The organism is Agrobacterium sp. SUL3 (genome assembly GCF_001263295.1).
Lineage (GTDB): Bacteria > Pseudomonadota > Alphaproteobacteria > Rhizobiales > Rhizobiaceae > Agrobacterium > Agrobacterium tomkonis.
In genome coordinates this window covers 16,846-39,837 of the sequence record NZ_KQ414507.1, presented here as the reverse complement: position 1 = coordinate 39,837, position 22,992 = coordinate 16,846, and the positions used below count along the sequence as shown (strand labels likewise).

Annotated in this window: 23 protein-coding genes and 1 pseudogene; 14 read left to right on the top strand and 10 right to left on the bottom strand. The window is 60.8% G+C overall.

Features of this window, described 5'->3' with window-relative positions; all coding sequences use genetic code 11:
* Positions 1-709, bottom strand: a 709-nt coding sequence (locus AKG12_RS31070) for a TIGR03862 family flavoprotein (RefSeq protein WP_285277761.1), incomplete at its 3' end; no start/stop codon positions are given.
* A gap of 66 nt (positions 710-775) precedes the next feature.
* Here AKG12_RS31070 and AKG12_RS17990 point away from each other — a divergent pair.
* The 3 genes from AKG12_RS17990 to AKG12_RS17980 are packed head-to-tail and all read left to right on the top strand — an operon-like array spanning position 776 to position 2,708.
* Positions 776-1,363 (top strand): IMPACT family protein, encoded by a 588-nt coding sequence (locus AKG12_RS17990; protein WP_052819921.1) that lies wholly within the window; start codon positions 776-778, stop codon positions 1,361-1,363.
* A 41-nt stretch (positions 1,364-1,404) separates the two neighbouring features.
* Positions 1,405-2,073: a pseudouridine synthase gene (locus AKG12_RS17985; protein ID WP_052819919.1), complete on the top strand. Its 669-nt coding sequence runs from the start codon at positions 1,405-1,407 to the stop codon at positions 2,071-2,073.
* 8 nt (positions 2,074-2,081) lie between these two features.
* Entirely contained in the window at positions 2,082-2,708 is a 627-nt protein-coding gene (locus AKG12_RS17980; protein ID WP_052819916.1) for a class I SAM-dependent methyltransferase, read from the top strand.
* Here the strand turns inward: AKG12_RS17980 and AKG12_RS30765 are convergent, their stop codons facing one another.
* Positions 2,709-2,894, bottom strand: a complete 186-nt coding sequence (locus AKG12_RS30765) for a hypothetical protein (protein WP_046801657.1) — start codon at positions 2,892-2,894, stop codon at positions 2,709-2,711.
* A 184-nt stretch (positions 2,895-3,078) separates the two neighbouring features.
* Here AKG12_RS30765 and AKG12_RS17970 point away from each other — a divergent pair, with 184 nt between their 5' ends.
* Together AKG12_RS17970 and AKG12_RS17965 are read left to right on the top strand one after the other, a co-directional pair.
* Positions 3,079-4,308, top strand: coding sequence for a PQQ-dependent sugar dehydrogenase (locus tag AKG12_RS17970; RefSeq protein ID WP_052819914.1), 1,230 nt, complete (start codon positions 3,079-3,081; stop codon positions 4,306-4,308).
* Between the two features lie 87 nt (positions 4,309-4,395).
* The gene (locus AKG12_RS17965; RefSeq protein ID WP_052819912.1) at positions 4,396-5,412 is read left to right on the top strand and encodes a DNA topoisomerase IB; all 1,017 of its coding nucleotides are present in this window, start codon (positions 4,396-4,398) and stop codon (positions 5,410-5,412) included.
* A gap of 3 nt (positions 5,413-5,415) precedes the next feature.
* Here AKG12_RS17965 and AKG12_RS17960 read toward each other — a convergent pair whose 3' ends face one another.
* Together AKG12_RS17960 and AKG12_RS17955 are read right to left on the bottom strand one after the other, a co-directional pair.
* The gene (locus AKG12_RS17960; RefSeq protein ID WP_010973515.1) at positions 5,416-6,138 is read right to left on the bottom strand and encodes a response regulator transcription factor; all 723 of its coding nucleotides are present in this window, start codon (positions 6,136-6,138) and stop codon (positions 5,416-5,418) included.
* A 1-nt stretch (position 6,139) separates the two neighbouring features.
* The gene (locus AKG12_RS17955; protein ID WP_052819910.1) at positions 6,140-7,375 is read right to left on the bottom strand and encodes a GAF domain-containing sensor histidine kinase; all 1,236 of its coding nucleotides are present in this window, start codon (positions 7,373-7,375) and stop codon (positions 6,140-6,142) included.
* Positions 7,376-7,677: 302 nt separating this feature from the next.
* Here AKG12_RS17955 and AKG12_RS17950 point away from each other — a divergent pair, with 302 nt between their 5' ends.
* From AKG12_RS17950 to recX, 6 genes are all read left to right on the top strand, one after another.
* A complete protein-coding gene (locus tag AKG12_RS17950) occupies positions 7,678-8,691 on the top strand; it encodes an ABC transporter substrate-binding protein (RefSeq protein WP_052819908.1) in 1,014 nt (337 codons plus the stop codon).
* A gap of 98 nt (positions 8,692-8,789) precedes the next feature.
* A complete protein-coding gene (locus AKG12_RS17945) occupies positions 8,790-10,253 on the top strand; it encodes an ATP-binding cassette domain-containing protein (protein WP_052819906.1) in 1,464 nt (487 codons plus the stop codon).
* Positions 10,250-11,191, top strand: a complete 942-nt coding sequence (locus AKG12_RS17940; protein WP_046801651.1) for an ABC transporter permease — start codon at positions 10,250-10,252, stop codon at positions 11,189-11,191. Before AKG12_RS17945 ends, AKG12_RS17940 begins: the two co-directional genes overlap by 4 nt.
* Positions 11,188-12,135 (top strand): ABC transporter permease, encoded by a 948-nt coding sequence (locus AKG12_RS17935; RefSeq protein ID WP_052819904.1) that lies wholly within the window; start codon positions 11,188-11,190, stop codon positions 12,133-12,135. The genes AKG12_RS17940 and AKG12_RS17935 overlap by 4 nt, the downstream gene beginning before the upstream one ends.
* A 34-nt stretch (positions 12,136-12,169) precedes the next feature.
* Complete coding sequence (locus AKG12_RS17930) at positions 12,170-13,090, top strand: SMP-30/gluconolactonase/LRE family protein (RefSeq protein ID WP_052819902.1); 921 nt, start codon at positions 12,170-12,172, stop codon at positions 13,088-13,090.
* Positions 13,091-13,160: 70 nt separating this feature from the next.
* Positions 13,161-13,751: a recombination regulator RecX gene (gene recX / locus AKG12_RS17925; RefSeq protein WP_052819900.1), complete on the top strand. Its 591-nt coding sequence runs from the start codon at positions 13,161-13,163 to the stop codon at positions 13,749-13,751.
* A gap of 3 nt (positions 13,752-13,754) precedes the next feature.
* Here recX and AKG12_RS17920 read toward each other — a convergent pair whose 3' ends face one another.
* From AKG12_RS17920 to AKG12_RS17895, 6 genes and pseudogenes are all read right to left on the bottom strand, one after another.
* Complete coding sequence (locus AKG12_RS17920) at positions 13,755-14,150, bottom strand: c-type cytochrome (protein ID WP_046801647.1); 396 nt, start codon at positions 14,148-14,150, stop codon at positions 13,755-13,757.
* 97 nt (positions 14,151-14,247) lie between these two features.
* On the bottom strand, positions 14,248-14,775 hold the full coding sequence (locus tag AKG12_RS17915) for a DUF992 domain-containing protein (protein ID WP_046801646.1): 528 nt from the start codon (positions 14,773-14,775) through the stop codon (positions 14,248-14,250).
* Positions 14,776-15,023: 248 nt separating this feature from the next.
* On the bottom strand, positions 15,024-15,833 hold the full coding sequence (locus AKG12_RS17910; RefSeq protein WP_052819898.1) for an ATP-binding cassette domain-containing protein: 810 nt from the start codon (positions 15,831-15,833) through the stop codon (positions 15,024-15,026).
* A gap of 30 nt (positions 15,834-15,863) precedes the next feature.
* On the bottom strand, positions 15,864-17,831 hold the full coding sequence (gene fhuB, locus AKG12_RS17905) for a Fe(3+)-hydroxamate ABC transporter permease FhuB (RefSeq protein WP_052819896.1): 1,968 nt from the start codon (positions 17,829-17,831) through the stop codon (positions 15,864-15,866).
* On the bottom strand, positions 17,828-18,727 hold the full coding sequence (locus AKG12_RS17900) for an iron-siderophore ABC transporter substrate-binding protein (protein WP_052819894.1): 900 nt from the start codon (positions 18,725-18,727) through the stop codon (positions 17,828-17,830). Before AKG12_RS17900 ends, fhuB begins: the two co-directional genes overlap by 4 nt.
* A 28-nt stretch (positions 18,728-18,755) precedes the next feature.
* Positions 18,756-19,028: pseudogene (locus AKG12_RS17895) on the bottom strand (TonB-dependent siderophore receptor); the annotation flags it as partial.
* 157 nt (positions 19,029-19,185) lie between these two features.
* Here AKG12_RS17895 and AKG12_RS17890 point away from each other — a divergent pair.
* The 3 genes from AKG12_RS17890 to AKG12_RS17880 all read left to right on the top strand — a co-directional run bounded on the left by AKG12_RS17890 (position 19,186) and on the right by AKG12_RS17880 (position 22,964).
* Complete coding sequence (locus AKG12_RS17890) at positions 19,186-20,853, top strand: phosphoethanolamine transferase (protein WP_046801642.1); 1,668 nt, start codon at positions 19,186-19,188, stop codon at positions 20,851-20,853.
* Positions 20,854-20,919: 66 nt separating this feature from the next.
* A complete protein-coding gene (locus AKG12_RS17885) occupies positions 20,920-21,573 on the top strand; it encodes a response regulator transcription factor (RefSeq protein WP_046801641.1) in 654 nt (217 codons plus the stop codon).
* Positions 21,574-21,626: 53 nt separating this feature from the next.
* The gene (locus tag AKG12_RS17880) at positions 21,627-22,964 is read left to right on the top strand and encodes a sensor histidine kinase (RefSeq protein WP_052819891.1); all 1,338 of its coding nucleotides are present in this window, start codon (positions 21,627-21,629) and stop codon (positions 22,962-22,964) included.
* Positions 22,965-22,992: the final 28 nt, after the last annotated feature.

Genomic DNA, 22,992 nt, shown 5'->3' with positions numbered 1-22,992 from the left:
TCACGAATTCGCCCTGAAAGGCTCCGGCCGGGGAAATGGTGATGGTGGATTTCACCGCTTCACCGGCGAAACGCGCGCGAAAGACATCACTCCATTCGACGTCGAAACCACAATTGGCGGGACGGAACGGAGAAAACTCCACGCCTTTGGCCGTAAGCGCCGGAGCCCATGCGGCATCGGACCCCAGACGCGGCCAGCTTGCGCCACCCATTGCCAGAAGCACGGCATCGGCCTTAACTTCAACCGCGCCTGCCGGCGTCTCAAAAACCAGTTGATCGCCGGAAAAGCCTGTCCAGCGATGCCGTGTCCTGATGGAAACACCTTGCGCTTCCAATCGGGCGAGCCAGGCGCGCAGCAGCGGCGAGGCTTTCATGGCCTTGGGGAACACCCGGCCCGATGTGCCGACAAAGGTCTCCTGCCCCAGCCCATGCGCCCAGTCGCGCAGCATGTCAGGCGTGAAATCGTCGAGGGCGGCGCGCAGCCGCGGTTCGGCATCGCCAAAACGATGGCGGAAACTGTCGTAGTCTTCGGCATGGGTGATGTTGAGTCCGGATTTTCCAGCCATCAGCAATTTGCGCGCCACGGTTGGCATCGCCTCGAACACCGTCACAGTATTGCCTGCGACCGATAGCATTTCGGCCGCCATCAATCCCGCCGGCCCGCCGCCGACAATCGCGACCCGCCTCGCCTTTGCCAAAACCCTCTCCATCACCATCTTCGCCTTTGAAGCCTTATATCGATTTCCGGACGCGAATATATGCGATATTGAACGCCCATGTTCACGCTCGACCGCGCCGTCACCTTTTCGCAGGATATCAAGAAAAGCCGCTTTATCGCCTTTGCCGCGCCGATAACCAGCGAGGAGGACGCAAAAAGCTTCCTCGTGGCGCATTCGGATCTCGATGCCAACCACAATTGCTGGGCGTGGCGCTGCGGTCAGACCTATCGTTTCAGCGATGACGGCGAACCCTCGGGTACGGCCGGCAAACCGATCCTTCAGGCCATTGACGGCCAACAGCTGGATAATATCGCCGTTCTCGTCATCCGCTGGTTTGGCGGCATCCTGCTCGGCAGCGGCGGCCTGATGCGCGCCTATGGCGGCACGGCGGCAGCCTGCCTTCGCCTTGGTGAAACCTCGCCGGTCATCGCCTATGTCAGCGCCACGCTGAGCTGCCCCTTCTCCGATCTGGCGCTGGTAAAATCGCGCCTTTCCGCCACGCAGAACCTGCGGCTGGAGAGGGAGAACTTCACCGGCACCGGTGCGGATATGCTGCTTTCCGTTCCAGCCGGGGAGGCCGAACGGCTCACCCGACTTTTAAGCGACCTGACCAGCGGGCGCGTCAATCTCCACATTCCCGACTAAGCACGCCTGTCCGAATGCGAGATTCGTGCTAATGAAGCGCCATGTCATCTGAACTTTCCAACCCCATCTACAATCCGCCGCTCGAGCCCTGGCTCACCATCGTGCACCGGGATGACGATCTGCTGGTTTTGGACAAACCGAGCGGGCTTCTATCCGTGCCCGGGCGCGACCCGGCGCTCTCCGACAGCCTGATGACGCGGGTGCAGAAACAGTTTCCGAAAGCGCTGATGATTAACCGGCTGGACAAGGACACATCAGGCATCGTGCTGATGTCGTTGAACCGCAAGGCCCATGCCGCCATCGCCGCCCAGTTCGAGAACCGTGAAACGCGTAAATCCTATGTGGCCGTCGTCTGGGGCACGGTCGCGGATGAAGCGGGCGAGGTGGACCTGCCGCTGGCGATCGATCCTGACAACAAGCCACGCCATCGCGTCGACCATGAAAATGGCAAGCCGTCGCAAAGCCTATGGCGGGTGTTGGAGCGATTGCCGCTTCCGGCAACACGGCTGGAACTCACGCCCCTCACCGGCCGCACCCACCAATTGCGGGTGCATATGAAGGCGCTCGGCCATCCGATCCTCGGCGATGAATTTTATGCCGAGGGCGAGGCGCTCGCGGCCGCGCCGCGCCTGATGCTGCATGCGCAAGAAGTGGGCTTTCGCCATCCCGATGGCCGAGACGTCACTTATACCGTACCCTGCCCGTTCTGAGGCCTGCGATGAAAGAACAAGACGAAAGCTTCGTGGTGGATTTTGTCGGCGGTGCGGTCGGGCACCGTTTCCGCTCCGGCGAAGGGCGTGGACAGGCCCTGCCCAAAGCCGCCGGTTTTACGAAGGGCCGCACGCCAAAAATCGTCGATGCCACGGCGGGGCTGGGGCGAGATGCGTTCCTGCTTGCGTCGCTCGGAGCGGAGGTTACCCTCATTGAACGCTCACCGGGCATGCACGCCCATCTCGCCGACGGTATTCGCCGCGCATTGGAGGCAGGCGGCGCCTATGCCGAGGCGGCAGCGCGCATGACGCTGCTGCGGGGCGATTCACGCGAGTTGTTGCAAGAACTTTCACCCGAAGTGGTCATCGTCGACCCCATGCATCCGCCGCGCCACAACACGGCGCTGGTGAAAAAAGAAATGCGGGTGCTGAGAGAACTGGTGGGTTCCGATCCCGATCAGGTAGAGTTGATGGAGGTGGCGCTCGAACATGCAACGAAGCGGGTGGTTCTGAAATGGCCGCTGCGAGCTGAGCCGATGCCAGGCATTCGCAAGCCCTCCCATCAGATAATGGGCAAGAATACCCGTTATGATGTCTTCATGATCTTCGGGAAATCGACTGAGCCGGAGGAATGATCAGCGGAAACTGGGCTTACGCTGCGCATTCATCAGAAGCTCGTGCCGCGAAGCGAACTCGCCGAAGAGTTTTCTCAGCCGGGTCTCTTCGGCCTTATCCAGCCGGTAACGGCGGCAGAATTCCGCAACATTCAGGATCGGCTTCGGTCTGTTCCCGTCTATGGTCCTGTTATCAATGATCTGCATGGCACCCTCCTTTAACCAGAGGGAAAACGTGATGGCGCGCTTGCGGTTCCTTACGAATTCACATGGATGAGAAAAGGGGCGTGCGACAGTACACGACCTCATCAAGTTTTCTTGAAACTCTCGCAGGAAACGAAATCCTCCCCAAATGGTTCTCCGCCTGACGTAAACGAAGGAAGGGAGACCCATGTTCCACAACAACCGATTTCTGAGTTCGACGATCTTATGTGCGCTGCTTGCCGTGCGGTTCGCCGGCGCCGCCCATGCACAGACCGCTCCGGCTGCCGAAACGAAACGGCCAAATGCGCCGGATCAGAAGCCGGATTTCGAGGGCCAGACGCGCGCGCCGCAGGCAGCTACCCAGCCGAACGTTGAAAAAACCGTCGTCGCCGAGGGTCTTCCACATCTTTGGTCGATGGAATTCCTTCCCGACGGCCGCATGATCGTCGCCGCCAAGGAAGGCGCCATGCATATCGTCGCTGATGGCAAGGCCGGCCCGGCGATCGCGGGTGTGCCCGAGGTGGCATCCGCCGGACAGGGTGGTCTTCTCGACATCGCGGTGGCTCCCGATTTCGAGACATCGCGTAAAATCTTCTTTTCCTTCTCCGAACCACGTGATGGCGGCAACGGCACCTCCGTCGCTTCGGCCAAGCTGACCGAAGATGGCGGTGCGGCAAAACTGGAAGATGTCTCGGTGATTTTCCGCCAGATGCCCACCTATGACGGCGACAAGCATTTCGGCTCCCGCCTCGTCTTCGGACCTGACAAAGAGCTTTACGTCACTGTCGGCGAACGTTCGGATGCGACGCCGCGCGTGCAGGCCCAGGATCTGTCGAGTGGTCTTGGCAAGGTCTTCCGCATTGATGCCGAAGGCAAGGCTTTTGAAGGTAACCCCTTCGCCGGTCAGCAGAATGCCCTGCCGGAAATCTGGAGCTATGGTCACCGCAACCTGCAGGCCGCAGCGCTTGATGGAGAGGGCAGGCTCTGGACCGTGGAACATGGCCCGAAGGGCGGCGATGAGCTCAACATGCCGAAAGCGGGCCTGAATTACGGCTGGCCGGTCATTACCTATGGCGTCGAATATAGCGGCCGGTCGGTTGGCGAAGGCGTTACCGCCAAGGAAGGCATGGAACAGCCGGTCTATTATTGGGACCCCGTTATCGGCCCTTCCGGCATGACCTATTATGACGGCGACCAGATTCCCGAATGGAAGGGCGCCTTCATTGTCGGTGGTCTGGTGAGCCAGGGTCTCGTCATCCTGCATATCGATGGAGACAGGGTCGCGACCGAAAGCCGGCTACCGCTCGAAGCGCGCATCCGCGACGTGAAGGTCGGTCCGGATGGCGCGATCTATGCCGTGACCGAAGAGCGCGGCGGCGGCGAATCGCAGATTCTGCGGATCGCCAAGGCCGGCTGAGAAAACTCACGACTGGAACGACAGGCCGCCGGAACGAAGGCGGCCTGTTTTTCGTTTGCCGCAGCGTGAAACCTGCCGGAAAAAACCATGCCACAACCGCCCACCCGCCTTCTTGCCAAAATCGGACTTGCCTATGTCAACGATCAGGAGCCGGGCATTGCCCGCGAGAAACGCGGACGCGGTTTCTGTTACCGTCTGCCGGGCGGAGAATTACTGTCCGACAGCGTCGAACTGAAGCGCATCAAGGCGCTCGGCGTGCCGCCCGCCTATAAAGACGTGTGGATCTGCATTGATCCCACCGGGCATCTACAGGCAACCGGCTTCGATGCCCGTGGGCGAAAACAATATCGCTACCATCCTGACTGGCACGCCCTGCGGGGTGAGACGAAATTCTTCCAGCTCAAAAGCTTCGGCAAGGCGCTGCCCGCCATTCGTCGCCGGGCCATTGCCGACATCGAGAAACAGGATCACGGGCCGGAGATGACGCTGGCCGCGCTCACGCTGCTGCTCGATGCCGCCTATCTGCGCGTCGGCAACCGTTCCTATCTCGAAACCAACGGCACCTATGGCGCGACCACCTTGCTCAAACGCCACGTCTCCTTTGGTGAGACCATCGAATTGCGCTTTGCCGCCAAGGGCGGGCAGAAGGTGAAGCGCCAGTTGCGCCACCCCCGGCTTCAGAAGATACTTGAGGAAATCGCCGATCTGCCCGGCAAGGAACTCTTCGTCTGGCAGGATAGCGAAAACCGGGTGCATTCAGTCGACTCCAGCGATCTCAACGCTTACCTCTCCCGCACCGGCGGCGCCGGAATTTCCGCCAAGACGTTCCGTACCTGGGGCGGAACATTGGCGGCCTTCTGCGATGCGATGGAGCATGTGGCGTCAGGTGAAAAACCAAGCATAAAGGGCATGTGTCAGGCGGCCGCGACGGAGCTTTCCAACACACCCGCCATCTGCCGCAAGAGTTATGTGCACCCTGCCGTTCTCGAGATTGCGACGGAGGAAAAGGCACAGAAAAAGCTTGGCCGCATTTTGAAAGTCGGCGCAAAGCCCGTCTCCGGCCTCAGGGCGGATGAAAGACGGCTGCTTGCCTTCCTGCCGTAAGGCTCAGCGGCTCCCCGCCCATTCCGCCAGTTCCCGCTCGGCCCTTTCCAGCGCACTGTAATTCAAAAGCTTGCGCAGGAAGGCCACCGTGACGGCGCGGGTTCGAAGATTATACCGGCCTTCCGCATCATCATCACCAGGAGCCTGATGCACGTTCAACTTTTCATAGAGGCTTTGCAGCCGGTTCTGCACGCTGCGCAGCGACAGGTTGCGACGGCGCGCAATCGCCTTGTCGGTGAGGCCGAGTGCGACATCGACAAGGATTTCATATTCGGAATCGGTAAAGCCATGCGCCTTGCCGAGGCTCTTTTCCTGCAGGCCGCGCACTTCCCGGTCGATCACGCATTGCGCCTCGATGAAGATGCTGCGCAGCGCCAGCCGTAACCGATCGTCGGAGGCCGATTTCAGCACGTAGCCATAGGCAGCCCCTTCCGGCACGATACGGGAGACGCCGCGCACATAGGCCTCGTCGGAATAGTTGGACCAGAACAGGATGCGTGTATCCGGCCTTTCCTTCCAGATGGTGCGCGCCGCCTCAATGCCGTTGCGCTCGTTCATCTGCAAATCCATGACAATATGGGCGGCCCGGTTTTCCCGCGCGAGCTTTTCACCGGTTCTGCCGTTGGCCGCTTCCAGCACCTTGTCGCATTCCGGCAGGGCGGCACGCACGGCCTCGTTCAGATAGGCGCGGTGCAGCGCATCGTCCTCGACGATCAGCACGTCCATGTCACACATCCTCCCGCCGGTCGAAAGCGCTTTCCGGCAGCGTTACAGTAATTCGGGTTCCGGCTCCCGCACCGTTACCGCCAATATCGAACCGCGCCGAAATCAGCCGCGCCCGCGTCTTCATGTTGCCGATGCCGAGACCGCCGGAGGCTCCGCCTTCACCGCCGCCGCTGCCGTCATCGCTCACCGTCACCCGCAACCCGCCATCGACGGACGAAAGCGTCACGGCAATGGCTTCAGGTTGGGCGTGGCGAATGGCATTGTTGACCGCCTCCTGCACGATGCGCAACAGCGAGATGGCCACCGTCTTGTCGAGCGTTTCCACCAGCCCGTCGGTCTCATCGGTTACCGACCATTCAATCGCATATCCGCTGTCACGGACGGAGCGGTCCACATAGGTCTCGATCGCCTGCACGACGCCGAACAATTGCAGGATGGAGGGTTTTGCCTCCTCGATGATTTCACGCAGGTCCTGCATGCAATGCTGCAGGCTGCGCACCACCGGCTCCAGCATTTCGCCCGAAACGTCGGAGGCATGGCTCATACGTTCGATGCGCCGCGCCAGCCGTGTGAGATCCGCCAGCGTCTGGTCATGCAGATCCATGCCGATGCGCTGCCGTTCGGCCTCCAGCGCCTCGGTCAATTGCAGGGCACCCAGCCGCAGGCCCTCTTCGCGAGCATTGGCGCGCGCCTCCTCGATGGCGGAACGCTTGGCCTGTTCGGCGGCACGGATGGCGTAGAAATAGGGCGCCAGCAAATCCGCAACCGCGCGGGCATTGGCGACATCCTCCACCCCATAGGCGTCCGACTGGTGTGACGAACAGCTGAGCGCGCCGATGATATCGCCATGCACCTTCATCGGCACATGCAGGCGGCTGTGCAGGCCAAGTTCGATGATCGGGCTCGAAAACGAACCTTCGAAGTGAAAGCGCGGATCGGCGCAGGCATCGCCGCTCAAAAGATATTCGACCGCACCGGAGAGAAGGGAACGGATCGGGCTGCCGGTCAACAGGGCCGGCGGCTGCCGGCTCCAGGCGCTGACGAGACCGCTCTCATAGGCAATATGGTATTTGTCATCCAGCTGCTTGATGCACACATCCATATGGTCATGCGGGATAATATGGCTGATCTCGGTGGCGACCGCCTGAATGATGGCGTTGAATTCGAGCTGCCCGGCGAGCAACCGCGAAATGCCCATATAGTGGTGAAACAGAGCGCTTTTCGGCGTATCCAGCATGTGCGGGCACCCTCCCAAGCGCCTGCCTTCGACCATTGCGGCTGAGATGACCCTTCGGAACGCCGCATCATCCATTCTGCGCCGGGCAAGGCCGGTTCGTCCTGCGGGTTCCCGCATGCTTTCTGCGGAAACCCGCAGGAAGATTGCCGTGATCCGCCTATACAAGCCAAATCTTCTTGGTCATTCTCGCTTGTACTGGGGAACGGAGCTCCAGTGCAACGGGATTTCGTCTGCTGCCGAGGAGATTTGCGGCGGGTGAGGGTTCCGGACCCGAAAGGGCAAGCCACCAGGGAGGAAAATCAATGGCTTTCAGGAAGATGCTTCTGGCGTCGGCCGCTGTCGCGTGCGCAGCCTTGCCGATCACCGCTCATGCCGATACGTCGGCGAAAAAAATCGCGCTTTCGAACAATTACGCAGGCAATTCCTGGCGTCAGGCAATGCTGACCAGCTGGGACAAGATCACCAAGCAGGCTGTCGCCGACAAGCAGGTCGCGAGCGCCGACGCCTTCACAACCGCCGAAAACCAGGCGACCGAACAGGCGGCGCAAATCCAGAACCTCATTCTGCAGGGTTATGACGCCATCGTTATCAACGCCGCTTCGCCAACCGCCCTCAATGGCGCTGTGAAGGAAGCCTGCGACGCCGGCATTATCGTGGTCTCGTTTGACGGCATCGTCACCGAACCCTGCGCATGGCGCATCGCCGTGGATTTCAAGGCCATGGGCGAAAGCCAGATCGACTATCTCGCCAAGGCCATGCCGAAGGGCGGCAATCTGCTCGAAATCCGCGGTCTTGCAGGCGTTTCGGTGGATGATGAAATCCATGCCGGCATTGCCGCCGGTGTCGCCAAGAACCCGCAGTTCAAGATTGTCGGTTCGGTCAATGGCGACTGGGCGCAGGATGTGGCACAGCGCGCCGTTGCCGGCATCCTGCCAAGCCTTCCCGAAGTTGCCGCCGTGGTGACGCAGGGCGGTGACGGTTACGGTGCCGCACAGGCTTTCGCCGCCGCCAAGCGCCCGACGCCGACCATCGTGATGGGCAACCGCGAAGACGAACTGCAATGGTGGAAACAGCAGAAGGATGCGAGCGGTTACGAGACCATGTCCGTCTCCATCGCCCCCGGCGTCTCGACGCTGGCTTTCTGGGTGGCGCAGCAGATCCTCGACGGCAAGGATGTGAAGAAGGATCTGACCGTTCCCTTCCTGCGTATCGATCAGGGTAATCTTGAGGAAAACCTGAAGACGACCCAGAAGGGTGGCGTGGCGAATGTGGAATATTCGCAGGCGGATGCGCAGAAGGCCATCGCCGCCAAATAAGCGGGCCGGTTCACAACCGATATCTGCGGCGCTCCGGAAACGGACGCCGCAGCAGCCAACACTTTTATCCGATTTTCAGATCACTGGCGTAATTGCTCATGAATGACATCATCGAGGCGGAAGAGGTCGTCGCCGCGCGCGGCGTGAAGGTCGTGTTCGGCGCGGTCAAGGCGCTGGACGGGGCCGATCTCATCATCCGTGCCGGGGAATGCCTCGGGCTCGTCGGCCATAACGGCGCGGGAAAATCCACCATCGTCAACGTTATCAATGGCGGGCTGACACCGCATGAGGGTTCCATTTCTTATCGAGGCGACCAGAACCGCCACGGTATCGCGGCCGCCCGTGCCAATGGCGTGCGCTGTGTGTTTCAGGAGCTGTCGCTCTGCCCGAACCTCACGATCAGCGAAAACGTCCGCATCATGCATGCCGCAATCGGCGGCCGGAACTGGCGCAGCCGGGCACTGACGACGATCCGGCAGACCCTGGACGAGATATTTCCCGGCCACGGCATCGATTGTGAACTGACGATTTCCGAACTATCCATCGCCGAACGGCAGATGGTGGAAATCGCCATCAATTTCTGCCGCATTCCGCAGGCGCCGAGACTGGTGATCCTCGATGAACCGACGTCTTCGCTAGATGCCGGCCTTGCCGAGCAGTTGATGGAGTATGTCCGCCGTTTCGTGCGCGAGGGCGGCTCGGTGCTGCTGATCTCGCATATTCTCGGCGAAATTCTCTCCACCGCCACTCGTATCGTGGTGATGAAGGACGGCCGGGTGGTGGCCGACCGGAAGGCTGCGGAATTTACCACCCGCTCGCTGGTCGAAGCCATGGGCAGCGTCGTCAAGGAACAGGACAGGCGGCAGGGAGAAGGCCGCAAGGCAGGCGAAAAGGTGCTCTCCATGCCGGCGCGGCGCGGTGAAGGCCTCGCCTTCGAGGCCTTTCGCGGCGAGATCATCGGCCTTGCCGGCCTCGGCGGCCATGGCCAGACCGAAGCATTGCTCGATCTTTATCTCGCGCAGAACAGCAGCTGGCTGCCTTCGCGAAAGACCGATATCGCCTTCGTGGCGGGCGACCGCAGTCTGAACGGCACCTTCCCGCTCTGGAGCATCCTGAAGAACCTTTCCATCGCCTCGCTCAGGGATATTTCATCGGCAGGCATGGTGGACCGGACCAGGGAAATGGAACTTGGCGCGCAGTGGAAACAGCGCATCGAAATCCGCACGCCTGATATGGGCAACAAGATCCTATCCCTCTCCGGCGGCAACCAGCAGAAGGTGCTTTTCGCCCGCGCGCTTGCCACCACCGCCAGCACCGTTTTGATGGACGACCCGATGCGTGGCGTCGATATCGGCACCAAACAGGAGGTCTATGACATCTTGAGAACCGAAGCCTCTCATGGCCGCACCTTCATCTGGTATTCCACCGAAATGGACGAAATCCGCCTTTGTGACCGGGTCTATGTCTTCCGCGACGGCGCCATTCAGGCGGAACTCGTCGGCGATGACATCACCGAGCAGAATGTGCTGGCCGCTTCCTTTGCCGGAGAAGACCACGCATGAAACTCTCCGCCAGCGCCCTTCGCCTCATCATTCCCGCCGCCTCGCTCGCCTTCCTGCTCGCCGCCGTCTTCTACATGCAACCGCGCGCCATGAGCTATAACGGCATGAACCTGCTGTTCAATCTGGCAGTGCCTATCGCACTTGCCACCATTGCACAGATGCTGATCATGTCGGTCAACGATCTCGACCTGTCGATGGGCACCTTCGTCAGTTTCTGCGCCTGTGTCACCGCCACCTTCCTGCAGACGACACCGCTTCTCGGCATTGCGATCTTTGCCGGCGCGATTGCGGTTTATGCCGCACTCGGGGCCATCATCCATATCCGCGCCCTGCCCTCAATCGTCGTCACACTCGGCATGAGTTTCGTCTGGGGCGGCTTGGCCGTGCTCATCCTGCCCTCGCCCGGCGGCCAGGCGCCCGCCTTCATCCGGGCGCTGATGACAGCCAAACCGCCGCTGGTGCCGATCGCCATCGTCGCCAGTATCCTGATCGCGGTGGTTGCCCATTACATCGTCATGCGCTCCTCTTTCGGCGTGCTGATGCGCGGCGTCGGCGGCAATTTCCGCTCGGTGGAGCGTTCCGGCTGGTCGGTGGTCGGCATCCGCGCCGCCACCTTTGCGCTCGCCGGTTTCTTCGCGGTGCTGTCGGGCATCGCCCTTGTCGGACTGACGACCGCGGCAGACGCCAATATCGCCCTGCGTTACACGCTGCTGTCGATTGCCGGTGTCATTCTGGGCGGCGGCGAATTCGTCGGCGGAAGGGTTTCACCCGTCGGCGCTGTCATCGGCGCGCTGACGCTGACGCTTGCCGGCTCTTTCCTGTCCTTCATGCGCATTTCGCCGGACTGGCAGATCGGCGCGCAAGGCGCGATCCTGATCATCGTGCTGGCGCTGCGCATCCTGCTCAACCGTCTTGAAAAGCGGGAGAAAAACCAATGAACGGACTGTCATCCCTCTCGAAAAAACCATGGATCTGGTCGTTCGCCGCAACGGCTGCCGTGTGGATCGTCACCGTGCTCTTCACCGGCGGCGCAAGCTCCTTCGGGCTGTCGCATGCGGCGCTCACCTTCGCGGCCTTTTCCGTCATCGTCGGCATTGGCCAGATGTTCGTCATCACGCTCGGGCCGGGCAATATCGACCTCTGCGTTCCCGCAACAATGACGCTATCAGGCACGCTGGCGCTGAAATTCATGGATGTGTCCGACGGTCTCATCCTGCCGGGACTGCTGATCGCCATCCTGATCGGCATCGCCATCGGCATCGGCAATTATGCGCTGATCAAGCTCCTGCGCATCCCGCCGATCATCGCGACGCTGTCGATGAGCTTCATCGTGCAATCCATCGCCATCTGGTCAAATCGCGGCCTGCGCATAAAGCCGCCGGAAACATTGGCCACTTTCGCCATCTCCAGCTCTTTCGGCATTCCGAACGTCGCACTTGTCGCATTGCTGCTCTCGATCGTCGCCTGGCTGCTGCTCGACCGTTCGTTTTACGGCCGCTGGATTTCCGCTATCGGCCAAAGCACCTTTGCCGCCCGCATGACCGGCATTCCGGTGGATGGCACCCGTTTCGTCACCTATGTGCTCTGCGCGGTGCTGGCGGCGATTGCCGGTTATCTGCTTGCCAGCTTTTCCGGCGGGGCGGCGCTCAACATGGGATCCGAATATCTGCTGATGTCGATTGCCGTCGTCGTCATCGGCGGCACGGCAGTGGCGGGCGGCGATTCCAACGTTCCCGGCATCTGGGGCGCCTCGCTCTTCATGTTCCTGGTGGTTTCGATGCTGAACACCTATGGTTTCGGCGCCGGCATCCGCCTCATCCTCACCGGCCTCATCATCATATCAGTCATTCTTCTGGCAAGTGGCCCCAAGGCCACGCGCTGACCCTAAACAACAAGCCCACAAGCGGACCACGCTCATGACCACAGACAACACCTCCCCTTACGAAATCCACGATGACCGCTTCCGCCATCTGGTCGTCGGCAATGCCGAGCTGGAAGAGCTTTATTCCGGCTGCCGCTGGGCCGAAGGGCCGGTGTGGTTTGCCGATTTGAACTGCCTGCTGTTTAGCGACATTCCCAATCAGCGCATGCTGCGCTGGGTGCCGGATGGCGGCGTCTCGGTGTTCCGCCATCCCTCCAACTTCACCAATGGCAACACGCGCGACCGGCAGGGACGACTGGTTTCCTGCGAACATGGCGGCCGCCGCGTTACCCGTACCGAGGTCGACGGCTCGATCACCGTTCTCGCTGACAGCTTTGGCGGCAAGCGGCTCAATTCACCCAACGATGTGGTGGTGAAATCCGATGGCAGCATCTGGTTCACCGACCCCACTTACGGCATCCTCTCCGACTATGAGGGATACAAGGCCGAGCCGGAGCAGAAGACGCGCAATGTCTACCGGCTCGACCCTGCAACCGGAAAGATCGACATCGCCATCGATGACTTCGTGCAGCCGAACGGCCTTGCCTTCTCGCCGGATGAAACGAAACTCTATATCGCCGATAGTTCCTACAGCCACGATGTCTCCCGCCCGCGCCATATCCGCGTCTTCGACGTGGTGGACGGCGCGAAGCTCGCCAACGGCCGGGAATTCTGCAACCTCGACAATGGCCTTCCGGACGGCTTCCGCCTGGATACGGCCGGCAATCTGTGGACCAGCGCCGGTGATGGCGTTCACTGCTTTGCGCCTGATGGCACGCTCATCGGCAAGATCAAGGTGCCGCAGACGGTTGCAAACCTCACCTTTGGCGGCCCGAAAAAGAACCGGCTGTTCATCACCGCAACGAAATCACTCTATTCGGTATATGTGGCCGCAACCGGTGCGCAGACACCCTGAGACGCTGAAACCGTAAAATTCAGACCGCGAAGGAACTGGCAAGACGGCTTTGCCGCGTTATAAATGCGGCATGAGTGACGATTCCAGCCCCTTCCTGACTGATGACATGGAGTTCGACGGCGAAGCGCCGGCCGTTGAACCCACCAGCCGCATGCTGTCCTGGGCGCGCAATTCCGCCCTTTACCGGCTGGAACAGCGGATGATGACGGAAAAGCAGCTGCGCGACGCCATCATGCGCAAGGCGCGGGAAAAATTCCAGGAGATCAGCCCGGCGCAGGTGAAGGCACTCGGCGAATTTGCCGTGACATTCGCTTATGGCATCAAGGCGCTTGATGATACGGCCTATGCGGAAATTGCTGTGCGGAGCGGCCAGCGCAGCGGCAAATCGAAACGTGGGCTGGCGCAGAAACTTCAGATCAAGGGCATAGCACGGGAAACGGCAACGGCCGCGTTGCAGGAGACCAACGATCTGGTCGCCGCCGTCATCTTCGCGCGCAAGCGCGCCTTCGGGCCGTTTCGCCGTGTCGAACTCGACGAGAAGCGCAAGGGCAAGGAATTTTCCGCCTTCGCCCGCAACGGCTTCGGCTTCGAGATCGGCGCGAAGGTCATGGCGATGAGCTTTGAAGAGGCGGAAGAGATCGTCGCGGAAGCGCCGCTCTGACGATTATTGTGGCAGGGGATGCGTTTTCAGATAGGCGATCAGGTCCGTTATATCTGTTTCGCTCCACAGCCCGAAAAAACGCATCGCATTTCCCGGGATCGCCTTCTTCGGGCTGGCAATGAATTTCTGCAGTTCGTCTTCCGTCCAGACCCGGCCAGCCGCGCCGGCATCCTTTAGCGCCTGCGAATAATGGCCGTAATCGGCCACGGAAGCCATCGGCCTGCCGACCACACCCATCAGATGCGGACCCATGCGGGTGCGCGGCGTATCGGCACTGTGACAGGTGGAACAGCGGCTGAAAACTTTTTCCCCATGAGCCGCATCGCCTTCGGCAAAGGCGCTCACCGCGACGAGGGAAAATACGGTCGCTGCCGCAATATGTCTGAATATGGAAATCATGTCTCGGATAATACAACGCCCTCCCCGTCTGACAACGAAGAGGGCGTTTTTTGACATGCGACAGAATGCCCGGTCAAAGCACCGGGCGCTTCGCCGATCAGTTCATGGCCGTCAGCGTAACCGAGGTGCCGGTGGCGGCAAGGTTGAGACCAACCTGACCCGTCACGCTGACCGTCTGCAGCTGGATGGAACCGGAGGTGCCGCCAACGAGGATGTTGGTGCCAACGCCGAGACCAACGGTGACTTCAGCCGTTGCGCCCTGATAAAGGCCGCCGAGCGAACCACGGTGGTAACCGGCGGTCGGAGCGAAAACGGCCCAGACCAGACGGCCCTGCGTGGTGAAGCCGAGGTCAACGCCCATCTTGCGGATGGCGCCGGTGTAATGGTCGGTGCGGCGTGCGCCCATCGTGGACTGGAAGGTGCAGTCCAGTTCCTTGGCGGAACCGAGAACATAACCGACACCACCGCCGATATCGCAGCTCAGATAACCGATCTTGACGCCGTTGCGGTCGTCCTGCTCCTGCGGAGCGGATTCGTATCTCGCAAGGTCGGCAGCCAGTGCGGATGCAGCCCCACCGAGGCCCATCGTCAATGCGGCAAAAGTTACGGCAACAGCCTTTTTCATCTTATTTTCTCCTGTTTTAGTCCTACCCGCAGCAGCCCTTCTTGCCCTCTCCGGATATTGAATTCCGCACTGTTAACGTTTGTTCCCTGAAATCGATCCAAAACAACTTAATTGGATGCAAGGAAAGCAAAGCGGTTAACAATGTCTAATGGCGGTAGGGTGCCATTAAGACATTGTTAGGGCGGAAAATGCGTTGAAAATTACTGTCAACAACAAGCGCTTTCAGGCGTTGTTTTGCTGCAACAAACTCAAAGCGGCAGCGCGACGGGTAAGCCGGTGGCAGCATGCGTCATGACATCCATGCGCACGCCATAGATCCGCTCCAGCGCCTCTGGCGTCATGATCTCCTGCGGGGTTCCTCTTTCAATCAGATTACCGGAATGCAGGGCGACGATCTCGTCGCAGAAGCGTGCCGCCATGTTGACATCGTGCAGCACCACGATGACACCGAGACCCTTTTCGCGTGACAATCTCTGCACCAACGACAACACTTCGATCTGATGTGCGAGATCGAGCGCCGATATCGGTTCGTCCAGCAGCAGGCTTTCGGCATTCTGGGCAACCAGCATCGCAAGCCATACGCGCTGGCGCTCGCCACCGGAAAGCGTGTCCACCAGCCGGTCGCGAAAGGCCACGGTGTCGGTCAGCTCGATGGCCTCGTCCACCTTCTCCTGATCCGCCTTGGTGAACTGGCCGAGCGCGCCATGCCAGGGATAACGACCGAGCGCCACCAGTTCCTTGGCGAGCATGCCGGAGGCGGCCGGCGTATATTGCGGCAGATAGGCGAGCTTCCGCGCAAACTCCCGGTTACCCCAGGCACCCAACGCCTTTCCCTCAAACGACACTTTACCCGCCGTTGGCTCCTGGATCCGCGCGAGAATCTTGAGCAACGTCGATTTTCCCGAACCATTATGGCCGATCAGGCCGATTGTCTTGCCGGTCGCGAAACTTGCCGTCAGCGGCTGCAGCAATGTTCGGCCGGGTACCTCCATCGTCACCCCATCCAATGAAAAAAGCGGGGTATCGTCGTAGCCGGCGGCAAATGCTGCCTCACCCATGGTTCTTATCTCCGTAAATGCTCAGACACATCATTGGCGCCTGCCTGAAAGCCAGATCAGGTAGGGCGCACCGGCCAGAGCCGCAAAAAGCCCGAGCGGCAATTCATAGGGAAAGGTGACCGTTCGCGCCCCGAGATCGGAAAGCGCCATCAGTACCGCTCCGAAAAGGAAAGAAGCGAACAGATGGTCGCGCGGCGTGGTGAAGCCGGCGCGAAGCGCGATATGCGGCGCCATCAACCCGACGAAGCTGAGGGGACCGACAAGCAGCGATGCAGCACCGGTGGCGATGCCGGCCACCGCAATGACAGCAATGCGCGCGAGACTGAGCGGCAGCCCGAGGGAAATCGGCACATCCCGGCCAAGCGGCAGGATTGTCAGCCAGCGCGTCACCGACAGCGCAGCTGAAAGAAGAACGACGGAAAGCACCGCAAGAAATATCGCCGAAGCCGGTGTTGCAGTCGAACCCGAACCGCTGAGCCAGGCAAGAATCTGCCAGGCACGCTGGTCGCCAATGGCAAGCAGCGCCGAAAGCACGGCCGAGCAGAGCGAACTGACGGCAATGCCCGCAAGCAGTATTTTTTCAGGCGCCAGATACCGGCGCACCGCAAAGATCAGCACGAGGGTCATGACCGCCGCCGAGCCGATGCCAGCGCCCGCGAACAGTTCAAAGAGGCCAGCCGCCGGAAAAATCGTGATGGCAGCGGCAAAACCGAGGCCTGCGCCGCCGCTGACGCCGATCACCTCCGGACTTGCCATGGGATTGCCGGTCAGCCGCTGGAGAAGCGCGCCCGCCATGGCCAGAAGACCGCCGGCGGCCATGGCCGCCACCAGCCGCGGCCAGCGGAAGGGTAGAAGGCTTTGCAGATCACCGGCACCCAGCAGTGTCCAGCCATCTGGGCCTTTGCCGATGGCAAGCGCTGCAAAGATCAGCACGGCCATGATCACAAGCACTGGCAGCAGCGCAGCAAGCCGGCGTCTTGCCGCAACATCGCCGCCCTGGCTGCGATGGACGTCCGTCGGCCGGATTTTCGGCAACAGCCACAGAAGCAGCGGCCCACCGATCAGCGCCGTCACCGCGCCTGTTGGGAAAACTTCGGCCGTCGTGCTTGCCAGAAGCTGAACGAGACCATCACAGAACCAGAGCAGCAGCCCGCCCAGCAGTGGGGAAACCAGGAGCACGGAGGAAGACCGCCGCACGCCGAGCGCCCGGGTGAGCGCCGGTGCGGCAAGGCCGATGAAGCTGACGAGGCCGACCGCTGCAGAAACGAAGGCGGCCAGCGCGACCGCAACGGCCGCGACCGCCAGCCTGATCGAAAACAGCGATACGCCGAGCGATCGCGCGCCGGCATCACCGAGACCGAGAACCGTCAATGGCCTTATCAGCAAACCGGTCAGCACAAGGCCGGCAAGGAGCTGGAAGGCGAGAGAAAAGGCATTCGACCAGTCCTGCTGGCTGAGCGAGCCGCCGTTCCAGACGACAAGCGACATCAGATATTCGCCCTGCGCCAGCGTCAGCGCCGCGGAAACGGAGGCGGCGGTTATGCCGACGAGAAGTCCTGATACCACCATGGTCACCGGCTCGAAGGACCGTCGCCAGCCGAGAAGAAAGACAATGCCGGCGGCGGCGGCAGCGCCAGTGAGGGCCACGAAGGCGCGGTTACCATCCAGCACCGAGGGAAAGAACAGGGTGGCGATGACGATAGCCAGCTGCGCGCCAGCGGAAATGCCGAGCGTCGAGGGGTCGGCAATCGGATTGCGCAACAATTGCTGGAAAAGCGCACCCGACAGGCCGAGCATCGCGCCCGCCAGAATGGCGACAACTGCGCGCGGCATCAGGCTGAAGGCGAAAATCACCTGATCCATCGACAGGTTGGCGGCATCGAACGGCAGGCCGGGCCATGCGCCGAAAGGCAGCCGCTGCAGGCCGGCATGCAGAGAAAGCCCGCAGGCCAGAACGAACAGAAGCCCGAAGAAAAGCTGGAGAGGCCGCGCGGTCACAGAGCTTCTCCCTGCGCCGAGAGCGCTTCGGTCAGAAGCCGTGCAAAACGCATACCGGCGGTGATGCCGCCATAGGGACCGACATTGCCGACCGTGACCACCCGGTTTTCCCGCACGGCCGGAAGGGCCCGCCAGATGGCGCTGTTGCGCAGGCTCTCACGGGCCTCCACCGGAATATCGGAGACGATGACGATGCGCGCCTCCTGCGAAGCGGCGAGATTTTCGAGCGGCACCGGCGCCGCGAAGGTGAATTGCGAGCGATCCACCCAGGCATTGGAAAGCCCCAGCCGACCAAGCACATCCCCGAACATGCTATCGGCACCAAAAGCGCGAAAATGCCGGGCGTCGCCGATGTTGATCACATAGGTCGGCCGCGCGGAAAAACCGGCAAGGCGGGTCCGCATGGCTTGCAGCGCCGCTTCCGTTTCGTCCAGCACCCTGCGCGCCTCGTCTGCCCTGCCGAGCTTCTCGCCAAGGGCGGAGACCGCCGCCAGCGCCTTTGCGAAAGGCGGCTCGCCCTTCACGTAAAAGGGCAGCGAGAAAACCGGGGCAATCGCTTCCAGCCTGCCGGTGTAGCGCGTGTAGAAAGGCGAAATCAGGATGAGATCCGGCCGGGTCAATTGCAGAAGCTCGAAATTCGGCGCGCCGCGCAGACCGAGATCAACGACGCTTTCAGGGATTTCCGGCTCGACCGCACCGGCCCTGAACTGGATTAGCTCGGTTGCCGCCACCGGCATGACGCCGAGCGCCACGGAGGTTTCGAGCATAGCCCAGTCAATTGCGGCGATGCGCGGGGTTGCGGCCACCGCCTTGCCGGCAAAGGCAGACGCGGCGAGCAGGCCTAAAAATTCCCGCCGCCCCCAAAGGGGTGACATCCATCGATCCTTGCGCGTCATGCCCCTGCTGCTTCACTTGATAATGGCGTCACCAACGATAGGTCAGCTTGCCCACGACCGTTCTTCCGTCACCGTAATAGCATCCGAAAGTGGAGCAACTAGAAATATATTCTTTATCAGTCAAGTTTTGCACCATAAGCGAGGCGCGATAGCCGTTCTTCTCGTCATGCACACCGAGATCGAGCAGGGCGAGACCCTTCATCTCGAAGGTATTGGCGGCATCGCCATAGCGCTTTCCGACATAACGGACGCCGCCGCCGATCCCGAAGCCTTCAAGCGCCGTATTCTCCGCGAAGGTGTAGCTTCTCCGGCCGTGAGAGCCTTCATATGACACTTTCATGACAAAGCTTTCAGGTTGATGTCAGCTAAATAACGCATCCGCCATCAATCGGCCCATGCGGCAGCGTGAACAGGGCGTTTTGCTCGTTTTCCGCCACCGCCGGCATATTTAAAAACTGGTGGACCTGGCATTGGCTCTTTTTACCGCGAAAGCGACAGGATTTGAATCGTATCGTCCGGAAATCGGCAGCGTGCCGCTCAGCTTGCTGACGGCGGCCTATCTGCTGTTTTTCATGAACCAGACATTCTGGTCGAAGGTTCACACCTATCTTTCCGCTTATCCGGTTGCCATCGTTGCGCTTTATGTCGCCATGGCGGCGCTTTTCGGCGCCCTCATCACCATTTTTTCCGCCAAATATCTCATCAAGCCGTTTCTGGTCTTCGTCATATTTGCGGCCGCCGCCGCCTCCTGGTTCATGGACCGTTACGGCGTCGTCATCGACAGCGACATGATCCGCAACGCCATGGAAACCACGCAGGCGGAAGCGGGCAATCTGATCACCCCCGGCTTTGTCTGGCACATGGCGATTTACGGACTGGTACCGTCCATCGTCATCGCCGCCATCCGCGTTCGGCATCGGCCTATCCTCGACAAGCTTTTGTGGAACACCATCAGCATCCTGGTGTGCCTCGGCATCGTCGGCATCATCAGCTTTGCGAATTCAAAGACATTCACGACTGCCATCCGTCAGCACAAGGATATCGTCAAAAGCGTCAACCCCTTGTCGCCGATGATGTCCGCCGTCCATTATTTCACGCAGGCCGGCCAGGAAGCCGAAATACAGGTCAGCCCAATCGGTAAGGACGCTAAGGTTCTTCCCGCAGCTGGAGGTGTCCATAAACCGCGCATCACCGTCATCGTTGCGGGTGAGACCGCTCGCGCCGCGAATTTTTCCCTGAACGGCTATGGGCGCGACACCAATCCGGAACTGGCCAAGCGCGACGTGATCTATTTCCCCAACACGACCAGCTGCGGCACCGCGACGGCGATGTCCATTCCCTGCATGTTCTCGAAATTCCCCCGTTCGCAATATAGCCATAGCAAGGCACTCGCGAATGAAAACGTCATGGACGTCCTCGTCCACGCCGGTGTCAGTGCGACATGGCTGGACAACAACACCGGCAGCAAGAATGTCGCCGACCGTATCCCCTATTTCGACCTGCCCTCCACGAATGACAGCCGCTTCTGCACCGGCGGAGAATGCCGCGACGATATCTTCTTCGACAAGCTCGACGCCTGGCTCAACAACGTCACGAAGGATAGCGTCATCGTGCTGCACCAGATGGGTAGCCACGGACCGACCTATTATCTGCGCTATACCGACGAATTCCGCAAATTCACCCCGGATTGCCGCACCGCCGAGCTTGGCAATTGCAGCGATGCCGAGATCGTCAATTCCTATGACAACACGCTTCTCTACACCGACCATTTCCTCTCGACCGTGATCGACAAGCTGAAAGCACGCTCCGACAAGCTGGCAACCGGCATGATCTATGCGTCGGACCACGGCGAATCGCTTGGCGAGAACGGCGTCTACCTGCATGGCGCACCCTACCTGCTCGCCCCCGACCAGCAGACCCATGTGCCGTTTCTCGTCTGGTTCGACGATGACTTCGCCAAATCCATGGGGCTCAACCGGGCCTGCCTTGCGAAAAGTGCCGCAGAGGGTGGACGCTCCCACGACAATTATTTCCACAGCATCCTTGGCATGATGAATGTCTCCACTTCCGTCTATGATCCCTCGCTGGATGTGTTTGGCGGCTGCACCCAGCGCCAGAACAGCTGAACAGACAGTGCTTGACGCTTATCCCGTGAAAGCGATACGCAGGACGACGCGATAAAGGGAGCTGTCTTGCGGGTTCTGCTTGTTGAAGACGATCATGTGCTTGGAGAAGCGTTGCGGGACCATGTCGCAGCGGCCGGCCATGCTGTTGACTGGTTCAAGACGTTGGGCGACGCCATGGCCGCAACGCTGACCATGGCCTATGGCCTGATCCTGCTCGACATGCGCCTGCCGGATGGCGAAGGCATCACCCTTCTGCAAGCGCTGCGCAAGCGCGACGACGCCACGCCGGTGATCATCCTGACGGCACATGATCAGGTTTCCGACCGGATTGCCGGGCTGAATGCCGGGGCGGACGACTATCTGGTCAAGCCTTTCGACCTCGATGAGCTTTCGGCGCGCATGCTGGCGGTCTCGCGCCGTTACGAGGGTCGCTCGGCGCCCGTCATCCGCCTGCCCGGCATCGAGATCAACCAGGTGGCGCGCAATATCACGGTCGATGGAACGGCGCAGACGCTCAGCGCCCGCGAATGGGCCGTGCTGGAAAAGCTGGTCGAACATCCCGGCGCCGTGGTCTCGAAAGCGCAGCTGCACGATACGCTTTACGAATTCGGTGCGGAAATAGAAAGCAACACGGTCGAGGTCTATATCAGCCGGCTGCGCAAGAAAATCGGCCATGACCGCGTCGAGACCGTGCGCGGCGTCGGCTACACGATCAAGTGAGCCAGACGGCAGATAGGCCAGACGGCAAGCAAGCAAATAACAAGTAGGCAGAAATGGCCAGACCGACCAGCATGACCCGCAAGCTCGTGACGGCGTTGACCAGCGTCGTCGCCATATCCTGGCTCCTCGCCTGCGGGCTGGGCGTCATGGTGATGCAGGACGAATTTGCCGAGATTTTCGATGCCGGCGTGCAGGAGACCGCCGAAAGGCTGCTGCCGCTTCTGGCCGACGATCTCAGGGAAAACAACACGGCCCCCGCCTCCCGCAAGCTCAACCCTTCGGCGGAAGGCGCGGAATATCTGACCTATCAGGTGCGCGACCGCGAAGGACAGGTCGTTCTGCATTCGCATGACAGCTCGACGGAGCCTTTCGAAGTCTCACTCGACCCCGGTTTTTCTGAAACAGCGACGCAGCGCATCTACACGGCTGTAACGCCGGACGGTAATTATTTCCTGCAGGTCGCCGATGCCTTCGCCAACCGGCGCGAGGCGATCGAGGAAGCGGGCAGCGCGCTGCTTTTGCCCGTACTCATCCTCATTCCCGCCAGCATCTTCGCCGTCATCGTGGTGGTGCGCAGGACCCTGCAACCGATACAGACCCTGCGCGACGAGATCGGCAAAAAGGATGGCGGCAATCTTGCGCCGCTCGAAACACAGCCTTTTCCCGGTGAACTGCATCCCATCGCCCGTTCGGTCAATCTGCTGCTTGGGCGGCTGCGATCGGCAATCGAGGCGGAGCGGGAATTCACCGCCAACAGCGCCCACGAATTGCGCACGCCAATTGCCGGCGCGCTGGCGCAGGCGCAGCGGCTGCATGCCGATATTCCGCCGGAACTTGCGCCGCGCGTCGAGAATATCGAAAAATCCCTGCAACACCTTGGCCATCTCGCCGAAAAGCTGCTGCAGATGTCGCGGGCCGAAGCAAGGATCGGCGTGACCGATACGGCGAATGACGTCATCCCCATTCTCGAACTCGTCATCGATGACATGGTGAGAACGGCGATAGGCAAGTCCCGCATCCGCTTCACCAATCACTGTGAGGACGGCCTGCCCTGCAGGATAGGCGCGGACGCCTTCGGCATCATCGTTCGAAACCTCCTCGAAAATGCCCTGATCCACAGCCCGGCGGGAAGCCCGGTGCAGATTTTCGCCGAACAGGACGGCACGGTCCGCATCATCAATTCCGGACCGGCAATCGACAGGGCACTGTTGCCCAAACTGACGACCCGTTTTGCCCGAGGGCCGACCAAGGCGGATGGCACCGGACTTGGCCTTGCGATCGTCAAAAGCCTGGTGGAGCAGACCGGCGGCGAATTGCTGCTTTCTTCACCGGCACCCGGCCGGCAAGACGGCTTCGAGGCCCGTGTGGTTCTTCCCGTCGAAATTGCCTGAAGGTACTGAAAGCAAAAGCCCCGTCAGA